The organism is Serratia liquefaciens ATCC 27592, assembly GCF_000422085.1.
Lineage (GTDB): Bacteria > Pseudomonadota > Gammaproteobacteria > Enterobacterales > Enterobacteriaceae > Serratia > Serratia liquefaciens.
In genome coordinates, this window is the sequence record NC_021741.1 from 3,013,622 (window position 1) to 3,026,852 (window position 13,231).

Below are 13,231 nucleotides of genomic sequence, written 5' to 3' on the forward strand. Positions count from 1 at the left end.
TGGGTTAACCGTGCCGATTGCTCCGCTCACAATTCCGTGTAGGTTCATTATTTGACCTCGTAATTCACATCTCCGATCATAACCTTGGTGTCTACGAGCGGCTTGGTTGAGTTATTTGGTCTTTCTTTTCTTGTCCGGCGAGATTGAATGGTGGCATCAGAAAGCTTGGGTTCCATCAGTGTTGCGATTGATTCCTGGATATCACCTTTAATCTTTGCACCAACAGCCTCTAGAACTTCCGCTGCAGAAAGACCGGCAGCCAGCCCGCGAGCAATATCCCCCCCCCACTCAGCACTATTATCCGCGATTGCAGTGCGGAAGAACGGCCTTGGTGGTTGGTTATGTCCCGGATCACCATACTCATTCCTTGCGGCTACCATTGCCACTGGGGTGCCATCAGGGTATGTCGATCCCTCAAGAAAACCGGCGCGAACCTCTGTCGCATTCAGCTTTTCTTCCATATTTTTTAGATACGCTTCAAGTCCGCCAGCCATTTAGCACCCCGGATAATAGTTTGCCATTCTGTATACTTTCGTAGCCTGCCAGAAATCCAATCCGTAAGGGCTCTGGGCATACCAGGCAAATCTAAACTCAACCTGACCGACATCGGTAGAAACAGAAACGCTACCTTCTGACGCAGAATTAATGCGCCCCACCAGTCCAGACCCGCCGTTACCTTTGTTATTCCCGAACCTCAGATATGCCAAATGAGCCACAAGCAAGTAGAGCAATCTCTCTCGCTTATCGACGTCATCTACCAATGAGAATTCAGTATTATTCAGATAATCGGTGGCTTGGCTGAAAAGGTAGGGCAATTGAGTATCAGTAACGTTAGAGAACTCGGGGTACATGGCGCGGAACGTTGGTATATCCAAAGTCACTACGCCCATGGTTTATTCCTCTTTGTCTGGCTCCACGCCTGCACTTTTCGGCGACGCCTGCTCAAGTCCGGTCTTCACCGCTGAGCGCTCAAGACTTGCATCCTGAGCTGAGATTTCATCTGAAACAGCAAAAACCACGCCGTTGCGAATGAATTTAGAGTCTTTATGCACGAGGGCAAAGGACTCCCAGGCATCGGCGGGTACGTTTTTGGTTAAACCAAAACCATTAACCAGAGCGGAAGAATTCGCCCCTGCCAGAACGATCTTCATGCCATTGTGAGTGAATGAAAGACCGTTTGGCAGCTTGCAGCCGATTACATATGTTGAAGGCTTAGCCATCGATTAAACCCCTAACATTTGCGCGAACAGGAATGGTTGAGTTAACACTGCACCATAAGTGGTGCCTGAGTGCTTCTGCTTCCAGCTTGAAGTCATGGTGATCACTGGGTGGGCACGCAGTTTCTCGCTGTAGGCGCAATATCCTGCATTCTGACCTTGAGCTGTTTCTACGAACATTTGTACCAGCTCGCCAGCATCAGTGTCGTACTGCGGTGCGACTTCGATGCGAAGATTAGGGAAGGTTTCTTTAACCATCTTCTCAACGGAGTTACCGATCACTTCGTTGGCGCGCTTGAAATAAACAGAACTTGTCGGTGACATCGCAAGGACCAGAGGTGACGCCATGTCAATTCCATCACCAACTGCACCATTGGTACGCGCGATCAGGTCCGCATACAAACCAAGCACAATATCGTTGTAGATATCGACAACCTGCTTGTCTTTCCAGAGCACTTTGCCATCTACCGTGGCTGGGGTGATTGGCGTTGGCAGATCTGGGTCATTCAGAATGCCGTAGTTCAGCAGACCACTCACGCCATAGAAGTAAAACTTATTCTGCGCTTGGTTAAGAGTCCATGCGGCGGCACGCTGTTTTTCCGCAACGTATGGCAGCATTGCCAGGCCGTAGCGCTCTTGCTCCAGTTCTCCATAGGTGACCATCGTCTGGTAGCGATACACCTGCCGGTTTTCCCAGCGTGAAGTTACTTGGTTTGCGCCTTGCTCACTGTAGTCATCATATGCGACGACATCGCCAGATTGTTCAACGCGCTGGATCATCATGGTGTCTTGCGCCCATGATCCCTTCTTCTTCTCGCCGAGAATATCCACCGCCTTTTGTTTGGCGAAGATTGTGCGGACGATTTCCGGATCGATAAAGGTGGATACAATTGCAGGGATGCCGCCGTTAGGTGCCATGGTCGGCTGCACATCAGCATCCATAGCGAACTTTGTTACGGATGATGGCAGGAAAATACCCCGCGATTCAGCTTCCGCTTTAAAGGCAGCGAAATCAGCCTGAGTCAGTTGAGGCATTATGCTTTGCTCCATGTAGAAATAACGAGTACATCACCGATTGCTGCAGGGCTAGCCACAAACCAATCAGTTTCCACTGCGCCTGAAATAGTTGCGCCAGCAGCGCCAGTTTTCAGCGTTCCATCTGCCAGAACGGCAAACACCTTCTGTCCAACGGTCGCAGCAGTCGCAGAAATAGCCCAGAAGTCGCCACCAACAATCGGGGATGCTTCACGGCCTGACGGGATGGTCATGCTGTTACCCTGGAGGTAACCAATGGTGGCGTTAGCGTTGTTTTGTACAAAACCAACGGGTTTGCCAGTGCCGGTGTTATCCAGCAACAATGGGTTGGTTGCATTACGCCACGCGAAACGAGCCATAATCAGACCGCTGGTGCCAGCCTGGAATGCGCCGGGGCCTCCTGCCGCTGCAATAATCGGAGAGTTTGACGCTGGCTGACCTGCTTGGCCAACGCCGGAATAAACACTAACGCTCTTTTGGAATGACATGTTATTTACCCTCGAAGAAGTCTTTCACGGCTGTGCGCGAGGTGTGATTGATGGGCGCTGAGTCATTTGCCATCACCGGACGGGAATAAGCTTTGAATACCGATTGAAGCGCGGCAGATGGTAGCGTTGCGTGGTCAGCGCACCCCATTTGCTTCAGAGCTGTGCGGTAGACTTCATCGGCACTGTCGCATGCCAGATCACCAACAACAGGGCGAACATCACGTTCAGCCTGACGAAGAGCTGCAAAGCGCTGTTCAACACCTTTGATCGCTGAGTCCATGGCTAATTTGCTGTCGTTTGCCATTTTCTCTTTATCGGCCTTGTCAGCTTTATCAGCCTCATCTTTCGCCAGTTTGTCTTTCTCGTCTTTTTCGGATTCGTCTTTGGCTAACTTTTCTTTTTCTTCTTCGGTCATTTCGTCCTTCGCCGTTTTAGGGTCTTTCTCATCGTCTTTGATGAGCTTTTCCACGTCTTCTTCGGCTTTTTTTACAGCCTCTGGATCAGCATCGTTAGCCATCAGGGGCTTTAAGATGCTCATGAGTTGTTTGATTTTTGACATCAGTTTGAGTCCTGTTGGTTTAGAGTCGTATACAAAAACATCCGGGCCAGCCCGGCCACTTGGCACGATTGCCACATGGTTACAAACGATGTCACGCATGACGCCATCGTATGCTTCGCCCCCATACACGCCCGGAGTCATGTCTAGCCGGTAGCGATATGAGGATGAGAGTTCACGCTGCTGCTCGTTTTCAACGCCGATGATCGAATTGACGTCCCAGATAACCAGCGAGTTTTTCAGATAACCATCTTCGAATACGGCATTACTGCCAGTAGCGCCGATGATTGATTCCTTTGGAGGGTCGATTACGGATACAGCGATGTGTGTATTGAGAAGTGGCTGATTGTTGAAGCTGCTGACAGCCTTCTTTAGCTCTTCAGGGTCACGAAGCAGCCTGTAAGCTTTGTCAGGCTCTAACCCTGCATCTTCCCATCCAGGTATCTCTTTCCCGTAATAAACACACACATTGGCTTTGCTGATTGGCGTTAGCTCAACATGAAGCTTCCCATCAGCGTCATAGCGGCGAACGCTTGCCTTATCGAAGGCAAACTTCACATCTTTCATTTGCTTTCCTGTTTTTCAGGCAATAAAAAAGGCCACCAAAGTGACCTGTTTAGAATGGAAGGATTGGCTTCCATGAGCACCCGCATCCGGGCTCTTCGCCTGGCAATACATACTGACCCTTATCGCCAATAGGAAGCCCCTTATCGAGGTCAAACTCGCGTCCATTCGCATGCACATGCTTTGGCCTTGGCTCATTACCACCACCACTGTGTAGCCATATGCCACGCTTTATTCCTGCAGCCTGCTGTCTTGCATTGGATAGGTCACTGGTCGCTTTCCTCACTTGGTCCCGTGCTATGAATTCTGCTCGGCGCCGAGTGATTCCATGGCGCTTACCAAAGTTGGCCTTTATCTCATCAGCCAGCCCTTTTCTATCGCCACCTTTCGCTACAGAACGGAATACCATCGATTCAATATCTGTAAAGTATTTCTCAGGTATCGATCGGATTAGCGCGACGTTCTCTGATATGATCGCCTCCCGCTTTTGCAACATGGCTTCCGTCCACTGCATGTTGATGGTCATGGAGTCCTTGCGAGCAGAGGCCAGTAGAGATCTGTCCACAGCATCTCCGGTCTTGCTGATGATACTTTCTGCAGTAGGTAACGCTTTGGTTATGAACCGGTCTACCCATTTCTTTGCCAGCGCCCTCAGCGCACTGCGAAGCAATTGAACCGGATTAGCGTCCATGGCTAGATGGCTATCCACGAAGATTGGTACAATCTGGCCTTTTGCGTCGTCGCTCATCTCTCTAATGAGAGCCAAAAGCTCATTGCGATACCAGATAATGTTCCCAGCGTTATAATTCACCGCCTTCAGGCTCTTTCTCTTCTTCCGGTTCATAATCGCCACTCAGGTTTTCGAATCCAGCACCCTCAATACTTTTCAGTGCATCACGCGCCTCTTCGGAACTAATCAGCATGCTGTCCGCAGCAATTGCCACCGTCTCAACACGCGTCTTGTTGGTGTTGGCACGGTCATCATCACCCACTTCATCAAGCGGCCTGAACTCGAAGTAAAGTTCTGGCTTTAGAGCACCAAACTCCGAAAGCTGAATAATTTTGAAAATGTTTTCGATTGCACGGCGATAGTCCAGTTCTTGAGAGCCAGATATCGTTTCGTGCCATGTTTCAATCTCAGCATCACCGCTGGCGTTCAAACCGGCCGGAGCGTTGCCGAACATTTTCAGGTTTGTAGTGCGTGACGGGATGCATAGCTGTTCCTGGTAGTTAGAAAGCAGATTTGACAGCTCGCTGAGCGAAGTCTGCATATGAATCAGATCTTCCTCATTATCCAGAGCCCAAATACCCGAGTTGTCCTGGTACTTGGTAAACAGCGCTATTCGCTTATCGAACTGACCTGGCTCTTGCAAACGAGCGTCCATATCGGTCTTCAGCGCACGCATGCGAAGCGACTTAATAACCTTGATTATGTTCTTCTTGGCGTCACGCCAGTCGATTACATAATCCTCCATCAACTGTGTCAGCGATAATCCACCGAAGTTATAAGATGGCTTCAGGATATCTGGCACCGGACGGCTCACGATGTCGATGAAGCGCGACTCATGCACCGTATCGCCCATCACAAACCACGCTTGTGGCTTGTAGAAATCAGCTTTTAGGGGCTTGCTTGTGTTGTACATTGCCGGATAAACCCAGTTCGGGTCTACGCACCGGAATCCCTTGAGTGAGCCTTTGGTGATTTTTCGGTGATCTAGAAAGAGGGGCTTCCCGAGCTCAATGTCGTCAGCACCAACATCGATAAAAATGTGTGCCACGCCGTATTCAGAGTCTTGTCTGACTGCCTCATGGATAAGCCGCTTGATATCGTATTTAGTCAGCGCCAAGTCCATTAGATCAATGTCAGGATCGCCTTCCTTGGTGCTCTTTACCTCTATCCAGTTGCGTGTCATTTCATCAGCCATGATGGTATGCATGTTTGCATATTCAACCTGCTGGGACATCGCGGCTAGGATTGGATATCCTCTAAAGCCAGAATATTCCATCCCAATAGACATGCTGTTAATCACGTCGTATGGAGTGGTATCCATGGCTAGAGCCGCGTTTTTTTGCGCGGATGGAATTACGCCGGGAAGTGGCTCATAGCGCTTAAACTCTGCAAAAGTTTTTTCGTCATTATCTGCCGAAGCACTATCGAGGTGCGCCTGGGTAATTTTTGCCACTTCCCGGCGAGGCGCTTGCGCAGCCTTGGTGCGTCTTGTCATTGCAATATCTCGTCAGGAATGTGGAACAGGATGCCTGATTTACCCTTCATCTCAGTGATGGCGTCCATCATTGGGTCAAGCTGGTCATCGTGTGTGTTGAACTCTGGATTGATAGCTTCCATTTCTACAAGGAAGTCGTTGATGAATGTGCCATCGGCTGGCAATTTAATATACCCAGACTCGATAAACCCTTGCGTATCCATCAGGCGAGTGTATTTATCCTTGTCACGCTGAATTGCTCTCACGGGGCATAAGGCGTCTTTCCTGATGCTTTGTATTAGCCCGGTTCCGGATGCTTTGTCCTCTATTGCCATGTGCCTTAGCGGGCCGTTGCGGAGTAACTTGCACTTACCCCAAAATGCGGTTGCGCGACGCTTTAATTCGTCCGACTCCCACTTACCTCGAATCATGTCGATGAGGTACATATAGCCATCAACCCCCAACCCCCAGTGCTCGAATACCGAAAAGTCGTTAACCTCTTTTGTTTTTTGCGCAGTGTCGCCGTAGACAGCTCTCCACTTAAGTACAGGCAGTTCTTTGTACTCGCCAAACCAGTGCGACTTGATAAGGCCGCCACCTTTAGCTGTTGGTCTTTGTTGGTATAGAGCGTTCCAGACCAGCGAGCCAAGCTGTTTAGCTTTTTCTACGAAGGCGCGCGGCATGCGTTCAGGGAAAAGTATTTCTCCAGGTTTGCGCAGTGCATACCGCTTACCGTTTAGCTCATGAAACTCTTCCTTCTCTGCCTCCATCGGGAAACTGACCACGCGCCATTTTTCACCGCCCTCTTCAGCAAGCTTAAGTAGCTGACCAGCAAGGTCATTCTGATGCCAACGGGTGAGGATGATGATGATTCCGTTTATCTTCGGGTCGACACGTGTAAAGAAAGTAGTGTTGTACCAGTCGATTACTGCCTCTTGGTATGTAGGTGACGAGGCTGTTTTATAATCCTTGGCTGGGTCGTCAATTATTCCGATGTTCATGCCCTGACCGGTGATACCGCCATTAACGCCAGCAGCACGATATGACCCACCATGAAGATGCCCATCATTTGCTAGCGTCTCCCATAGTTCAGCAGTTCGTATGGCCCCGCCAGCTACAGTTCTGATGTTGGTCCCATTGAGGTGGACGTCCGGGAATACTTCTTTGTAACGCTCAGCATCAATGATTCGCTGAGTATCACGCGACATGCGGTTAGCAAGATCTGAAGAATAAGAGCATGCAATTACATTCCAGTTTGGATGCTTGCCTAAAACATAAGCGGGGAATCGACGTGATGCCTTTTCACTTTTACCGGAGCGTGGGGGCGCAAATATCATCAAGCGAGGCATCTTCCCAGCTTCAACTTCAGCAAGGAAATGGTCTAACTCCGCTGATAGCAACTCATTGAACCAACCAGTTTCATAGAGAGGGTTCGTATAGAGCGTGAAACCCATGAGGGAATTTCTGGCCTCTGCGATTGCTCTGCGACGGAACGCCTCAAGAGTCTGCCTGTTTCTCAGAGAGCTGTGATCTGTGTCTGCCATGACCAAGCTCCTTCAAGCGTTCTTCTAATTCTTCTTCGGTTATGTCGGTGTACTGAATCGGGCCGCCGCCTGGGCCTGAATGCTCGGCCTTGATGTTGGTCTTGAAGGCCTGCACAGTGATGTGCTCGCCAACAAGTTTCAGAGCAGCAGCAGCTCCTTTTGCATCGAAGCCGTATATCGTTCTGCCCTGAACATCTTTTACTTCGTCGCCGCGCCTATCAGTAAGAGGCTCGATCTCCTGCATGCATCGCTCATGAAGTTTTACCGCCTGTCGGAGAACGTAATCAGCATCAACTTGAACACGCTCCAGGCGCCCCTGATTCAATTCTGCGATGCGGTGCAAAATGTCATCATTTGCCATCATCCTCGCGCCTTGGTTGCGGGATGACTTCTCGCTGTATCCCGCCCTAATGGCCGCCTGAGTGGCGTTGAGGTCTTTTATGAACTCACGGGCAAACAGCTCTTGTTTGTCGGTGAGCTTTGCCATTTTGGAATAATCCACTTTTCAATCTCGGAGGATTTTTAACCCAGCGAGATATTATTCTTCATTACATCATTCCGGCAGTGCGTGCTTTTGCCAGGAACGCATTGAAGTCAGCCAGCAGTCCAGCGACATCAGTTGCTGTTGAGTCTGCTTGAGCAACCATTTTCTTTACGCCACCATTCGCCGCTGTTGTGGCTGCAGGGAGTGTGTATGGAGCGCCTGCCCCGATCGCAGTTCGAGCGGCTGCTGCATCTGCTGCGGTTAACACAGACTTACCTACAGTGGTTGCGTCTGTAATTTGGCTTGATGTGATGTTTCCGCCGCCTGCAATATCACTCATATCGGCCACTTCAACTGATGCGCCTGATTGCGCAATAACACGTTTTGGCATTGGGTATTCCTCAATGAATTGTTTGGGCAAGGTCTGCCAGAGCATAAAAGGCTTCATTACCAACGTTCCCGCCTATGTAGACTTCTCCACACTCCAGCCATACGTCAGTAACGTGAATTTTTATATCTGCGGAAGCAATCCACATGTCGCGTCCTATCAGTGGATGAGTTTCGAAATATCGGACTCCTTCGTCATATTCATCCATAGGCACCTCTTTGATTGGTTTCGCAGCGTTGCCACGCTTTCCAGAGTTGCTAGGCCACTTGCGGCTTACCCGCCAGCAAGACGTGATCACCTCCTGCAGGGTTACACAGTCTTATTCCTTGTCGGGGGAATTCGTTACCGGGACAGCGTTCACTTTCATGCTGAAGCATTTTTTCGTCAGCCAATCCCATTTGGTTAAATAAGCAATAACCAGCACAGGAGTTGCCCAGCGGCGTATCCTGACCTCACATACCAGATTGCAAATCATTTTGACCTCTCAGCTTCAATCTTGCGGATGGCTGCCTTGTCGCGGTTGCAGTTATCAATCACGTCTAGCAGCTGGTCAGAGTAAGTAACCGCGCCGCCGTAGGTTAATGGCTGCTCTGGTAGCGGAGGAATGCAGTTAGCGGTCAGGTTTGCCGGTATTGGCATTGCCGGGACCGCTACGTACTTTACTGGCGTGGTCGTACAGGCCGTTAGAGATATCGCTATTAACAGGAACGACAGTGCAGGGAGAGCTTGCCATCTTGGTTTTGTACACCAAGCGGATTTTGTCGCCGGTGTCAGTGGTCTGTTGCTTTTCACTTTCGACTCCTGCGGCAATGGTGTTGAACTGTTGGGCTTGCTGTATCTGCTTGGTGGTAATGGCTTGCTGGCTGGTTACCTGAGCTGATAATTCTTTGGCATCCTTTGTGAGCTGCAGTGTTTTGGCGTGGTAGTGACTGGCAAGCCAACATACTGCGAGAAACGTGGACACCAAGACAGCCAGGGAAAACTGCTTCCAGTAGGCGCGAATAAACATGATGGCGCTCATGACAAGAACAACTTACGTTCTGCTTCCCGGCGCTTAACCAATCCATTCAACCGGACACCACCGGCATTTACCCATTTACCGAACTCATCTGCAGCCCCCTGCTTATCGCCAGCATTGAGCTTGCGGAGCAAGGTGGAAGTGCTGAGGGAGCGCAAGCCGAGGTTATAGGCAAAGCTCACTAGTGCGTCGAACTGTCCTTGGGTGATGATCACCTTCACTAGTTGGTTTACTCCCTGCTCGTATTGAACAAGGCCACACTTAAGCAAGCGCTCGGCTCTAGCCTGGTCAATTACCATTCCCGGGCCAATTTTTCTGCCATCAGCAGGTTGAGTCCAACCATAGCCAATCGTCCATACACCAACACTGTCTTGGTAGGCTTTTAGCCTGCAGCCTTCAAACTCTTTGATCAGGGAAATGCCAGCGTTGCTTATTTGCATTTTGTTTACCTATTCACTTCACGATGCGGCACATCTTTGTAGCCAGGGCCGGGCCGCCGATCGCCTCGACGCGCTCAATGGACTTTGCACAGAGAACTCGTAAAGCCCCAATCTGCGCACCCCACTCATCACGCTTCCACCGCTCAACCAGTGTTAATACTTCGTCGTCGGTTTTGGCACTAATTAGCCCATAGGACACAACCGCTGATGGATAGGCATAAGCCGCGTCATCTGCACGCTGCATAATCTGAGCGATCAGCCAGCCTGCGATGAGGATTGCCATCACGTAAGGTGCGGACACAGAACAAGCACCGATTACTCTTTGCTTAATCATTCTTTTCACCATCGATGCCAGTTTTCTTGTTCATGAAGCGCAGGGCATACTCGCGAACCTTTTCGACACCGATGAAGCCAATAGCACCACCGATAAACACGTCTGAGCCTTCAGGTAGGTTTAGTATCGCTGCGCCTTTGTAAACGCAAAAAGCCAGGAGCCCACAGAGAACGCATTCAATCCATTTATTCTTTCTATGCACACCATCGTGAATTAGCCTGGCGTAACATACAGCGCCCGCAATAAGTGATCCCCCTACTGCTGGCCAGATGGCTTTTAAAGCAGCCCAAATGCCTGGCCATAAATCCGGGTTATCTTTCATCTTCATATTCCACCCCCTATTACGGGGATCTATCAGATTAGTTACGTTGATATCTGAACAAATCCCGTTACACTCAATCAGTCTGTGCAGACTTGATGGGCCTTGGTTTTGTTCGTGATTCGAAGCATGAGCAAGATGGCCGGTTGATATTCCACTATCATCCGGCCGCCCATTTTCACGATGAACCCGCCATGTGCGGGTTTCTTGCTTTTAGGGGATAGCCGTCACGCCGTAGTCACTCAACGATAAGAGGGTGTTTGAAGTGATTGACTGTTTTGGCGTGGGGCTAAATGCAAAAAGGCCACGCAGTTAGCGCAGCCCTGAAATAGAAAAGCCCAGGCGGTAATAGCCAGGGCTTATTTGTTTGTTGGCAGTGCTTCAGCTCAAGGCTTATCGGAGCATAGCCCCCATGATAACCAGTGTGCGCTGTTTACTTAAATCCTCGTCACTGCCGCTCTTCGCTTTACGCTCCCGAGCATAGCTGAAAATATATACTCCAATTTCCCGTTTTGCAACTTTATTTTCATTTATGCTGCGATATGGAGAAATTCCTTCTCCATTTCACGCTTAATGGCATAAAACATTTCTTCTTCGAGTATTTCCTCACACCAAATCACTCGCTTTCTCGACGCCTGTATATCAGCGCCAGTTTCTCGTTCAATCATTCTCGCAATGTCTTGCGGGCATTTGCGATCACAATATCGTTTAATGGCTACAGAGCGAATCGGGCTATCTCGTTTAATGGCCTTGCTCATCACAGATTCAACAAAATCGGCATCATCAGATTCTTTGGCGAGAGCGATGATACTGCTTGCGGAAGTCCCAGGAATTACCAGTTCGCGTGACCGCTTAAAGAGCTCTTCCCCACGATATCCTTGTGAGTGCAGAGCTTCGACCACTTCAACAATTCGGTTGGATTGCCCCTCACTCCATTCTGTGCGAATCATCAGCCGGCCAATGACATTTACACAGCCAGCTGGCGAGTCGTCACCGCCGAGATGCCGCCCCCACAACGTGAGCATATAACGGGTCCATACGCGCTGTGCTGGGGTGATCGTTTTCCTTCCTCGACACCAAACGCGGCGCAAATCAGATTGCTTGGCGACAATGGGGAGGAAATAAATCGCGTCCGTTTTTCTCATGCAGCCACCTCGTCAGTGTTAACAGTGCCATGCTTGTCGTACCTGGTCGTGAACATCGGCATTATTCCGCTATAGGCTGGCTTCACTTTCATCACGTTTGTGCATTGAAATACGCCGTAGTCCCGGTGATATTTCTCACGCATAAATCGAGCCTCTTCGATTGCTGATTGGAGATCGGTAAACACAGTTGCCATCATGAGACCCTCGCATCGCCATGGTTGCAAAATTCACCATGTAGTTTCTCTCTAAGCCTCTCGCTTGCGGTAATGGCCTCGTGAATGCTGTCGAAATATCCTGCGCTATAAGGCTTGCGGAAAACCAAAACTAACCCTGTCCATTTCTTTTTTGCCTCAACCCAAAAGACTCCCTTACATCCACTTTTGTTATTAATTTGCCTTTTCCTATTAAAGGCATTCTGCTGTGCCGTTGCCGTTCTTAAGTTACATATTCTGTCATCAGATCTAATTCCATTTACGTGATCGATCTGCATGCTCCCAGCATCTCCGAAATGCATTGCCCAGACAATCCGATGCCGCCTATACCACTTACCGTATATTTTTATCTTCCAGTAACCATCATCGTCTATGCCGCCAGCCTCTTTCCCTGCATACCTTTTGTTAAACCCATATGAATCTGGAATTCTTTTCTTCCAAAACAACCTCCCATCTTTGTACGTAAATCTCTCACACAAATACTCACTAGAAAGTGGAGTTGGTTTTTGTTTCATGCCACTTCCTCCAGTTGTCTCTTGCGGAGTTTCTCGTAATGCTTCGCCCGGCGTGTGAATATGGATTTCACCCGCTTCAGGTAAGCGATATCGAATTTCCGTGGTGTGTTGTCGTGCTCGATTCGTTCAACGCGGAATGCGCTGATTTTCTCGATGAGGTTTATTCGGTAGGGGATCAGGTTTCCTGATAGGTCTCGGTTGCAATGAACGCACCCGGCATGATTATTGAAAACGTTGAAGCGAAGATGCGGCGCTGCTCCCCTAGAACGATAATGACTGGCATCTACTGCCCCTCCACGTACGCCGTAGTTAAGCGGTCTGCCACAGGCGATGCATGGCTTCCCATAGTCGCGCCAAAATACAAAGCGATTTACCGCTGCCTGAGCCTCTCTGTTCCATTCTGATTTTGTCTTTAACCTTTCCCTTCGCTGCCGTAGTTCATCGCGCTGTAGACGCTCCTGCTTGCGTTTTTCACGCATAGCAATCTCTTCATCGCGCTTCTTGTTGAAGGCAATGGCGCATTTGTAGTTATGGCAGACTTTCTGGAGTGAACTTCGGGGAATGTATTCAGTGGCGCAGATTGGACATTTCTTCGGCTTCGGCACTTTGCCTTTAGCCATCGTCATTCTCTCCCGTCACTGATTCGATGAACTTGCGTTGCTCCTGGTCGCAGGAGTCGCAAACATAAATTTCATCTTCCTGCAGTTCCTTTCCGCAATCGGCGCAGATCATCGCACACACCTCATCAGCAGAAACGCGACGACATTG

Annotated in this window: 20 protein-coding genes; all 20 read right to left on the reverse strand. The window is 49.6% G+C overall.

The features are described from left to right. Positions 1 to 47: 47 nt before the first annotated feature. The 20 genes from M495_RS14115 to M495_RS26275 all read right to left on the reverse strand — a co-directional run bounded on the left by M495_RS14115 (position 48) and on the right by M495_RS26275 (position 13,195). Positions 48 to 494, reverse strand: a complete 447-nt coding sequence (locus M495_RS14115; protein ID WP_020827338.1) for a hypothetical protein — start codon at positions 492 to 494, stop codon at positions 48 to 50. Continuing rightward, positions 495 to 890 (reverse strand): DUF4054 domain-containing protein, encoded by a 396-nt coding sequence (locus M495_RS14120; protein ID WP_020827339.1) that lies wholly within the window; start codon positions 888 to 890, stop codon positions 495 to 497. A gap of 3 nt (positions 891 to 893) precedes the next feature. After that, on the reverse strand, positions 894 to 1,220 hold the full coding sequence (locus tag M495_RS14125; protein WP_020827340.1) for a hypothetical protein: 327 nt from the start codon (positions 1,218 to 1,220) through the stop codon (positions 894 to 896). A 3-nt stretch (positions 1,221 to 1,223) separates the two neighbouring features. Further along, positions 1,224 to 2,252: a hypothetical protein gene (locus tag M495_RS14130; RefSeq protein ID WP_020827341.1), complete on the reverse strand. Its 1,029-nt coding sequence runs from the start codon at positions 2,250 to 2,252 to the stop codon at positions 1,224 to 1,226. Then, positions 2,252 to 2,740, reverse strand: a complete 489-nt coding sequence (locus M495_RS14135) for a structural cement protein Gp24 (RefSeq protein ID WP_020827342.1) — start codon at positions 2,738 to 2,740, stop codon at positions 2,252 to 2,254. Before M495_RS14135 ends, M495_RS14130 begins: the two co-directional genes overlap by 1 nt. A 1-nt stretch (position 2,741) precedes the next feature. Continuing rightward, positions 2,742 to 3,863, reverse strand: a complete 1,122-nt coding sequence (locus M495_RS14140; RefSeq protein WP_020827343.1) for a DUF2213 domain-containing protein — start codon at positions 3,861 to 3,863, stop codon at positions 2,742 to 2,744. 49 nt (positions 3,864 to 3,912) lie between these two features. Further along, a complete protein-coding gene (locus tag M495_RS14145) occupies positions 3,913 to 4,704 on the reverse strand; it encodes a phage minor head protein (RefSeq protein ID WP_020827344.1) in 792 nt (263 codons plus the stop codon). Continuing rightward, on the reverse strand, positions 4,661 to 6,085 hold the full coding sequence (locus M495_RS14150; protein WP_020827345.1) for a phage portal protein: 1,425 nt from the start codon (positions 6,083 to 6,085) through the stop codon (positions 4,661 to 4,663). The genes M495_RS14145 and M495_RS14150 overlap by 44 nt, the downstream gene beginning before the upstream one ends. After that, positions 6,082 to 7,608: a phage terminase large subunit gene (gene terL / locus M495_RS14155; protein ID WP_020827346.1), complete on the reverse strand. Its 1,527-nt coding sequence runs from the start codon at positions 7,606 to 7,608 to the stop codon at positions 6,082 to 6,084. Before terL ends, M495_RS14150 begins: the two co-directional genes overlap by 4 nt. Further along, positions 7,562 to 8,095, reverse strand: a complete 534-nt coding sequence (locus tag M495_RS14160; protein ID WP_020827347.1) for a terminase small subunit — start codon at positions 8,093 to 8,095, stop codon at positions 7,562 to 7,564. Before M495_RS14160 ends, terL begins: the two co-directional genes overlap by 47 nt. Before the next feature lie 61 nt (positions 8,096 to 8,156). Then, positions 8,157 to 8,540 (reverse strand): head fiber protein, encoded by a 384-nt coding sequence (locus M495_RS24680; RefSeq protein ID WP_020827348.1) that lies wholly within the window; start codon positions 8,538 to 8,540, stop codon positions 8,157 to 8,159. 411 nt (positions 8,541 to 8,951) lie between these two features. Next, entirely contained in the window at positions 8,952 to 9,119 is a 168-nt protein-coding gene (gene lysC, locus M495_RS26270) for an Rz1-like lysis system protein LysC (RefSeq protein ID WP_456154262.1), read from the reverse strand. Then, positions 9,091 to 9,489, reverse strand: coding sequence for a hypothetical protein (locus tag M495_RS25835; RefSeq protein WP_169534193.1), 399 nt, complete (start codon positions 9,487 to 9,489; stop codon positions 9,091 to 9,093). Before M495_RS25835 ends, lysC begins: the two co-directional genes overlap by 29 nt. An 8-nt stretch (positions 9,490 to 9,497) precedes the next feature. Next, positions 9,498 to 9,938, reverse strand: coding sequence for a lysozyme (locus M495_RS14175; protein WP_020827350.1), 441 nt, complete (start codon positions 9,936 to 9,938; stop codon positions 9,498 to 9,500). A gap of 13 nt (positions 9,939 to 9,951) precedes the next feature. Next, a complete protein-coding gene (locus M495_RS14180) occupies positions 9,952 to 10,272 on the reverse strand; it encodes a hypothetical protein (RefSeq protein WP_020827351.1) in 321 nt (106 codons plus the stop codon). Next, on the reverse strand, positions 10,265 to 10,600 hold the full coding sequence (locus M495_RS14185) for a phage holin, lambda family (protein ID WP_020827352.1): 336 nt from the start codon (positions 10,598 to 10,600) through the stop codon (positions 10,265 to 10,267). Before M495_RS14185 ends, M495_RS14180 begins: the two co-directional genes overlap by 8 nt. Before the next feature lie 521 nt (positions 10,601 to 11,121). Further along, complete coding sequence (locus tag M495_RS14190) at positions 11,122 to 11,736, reverse strand: hypothetical protein (protein WP_020827354.1); 615 nt, start codon at positions 11,734 to 11,736, stop codon at positions 11,122 to 11,124. 193 nt (positions 11,737 to 11,929) lie between these two features. Next, the gene (locus M495_RS14200; RefSeq protein WP_020827356.1) at positions 11,930 to 12,463 is read right to left on the reverse strand and encodes an HNH endonuclease; all 534 of its coding nucleotides are present in this window, start codon (positions 12,461 to 12,463) and stop codon (positions 11,930 to 11,932) included. Further along, complete coding sequence (locus M495_RS14205) at positions 12,460 to 13,083, reverse strand: recombination protein NinG (protein ID WP_041415459.1); 624 nt, start codon at positions 13,081 to 13,083, stop codon at positions 12,460 to 12,462. Before M495_RS14205 ends, M495_RS14200 begins: the two co-directional genes overlap by 4 nt. Beyond that, on the reverse strand, positions 13,076 to 13,195 hold the full coding sequence (locus M495_RS26275; RefSeq protein ID WP_020827358.1) for a protein NinF: 120 nt from the start codon (positions 13,193 to 13,195) through the stop codon (positions 13,076 to 13,078). The genes M495_RS14205 and M495_RS26275 overlap by 8 nt, the downstream gene beginning before the upstream one ends. Positions 13,196 to 13,231: the final 36 nt, after the last annotated feature.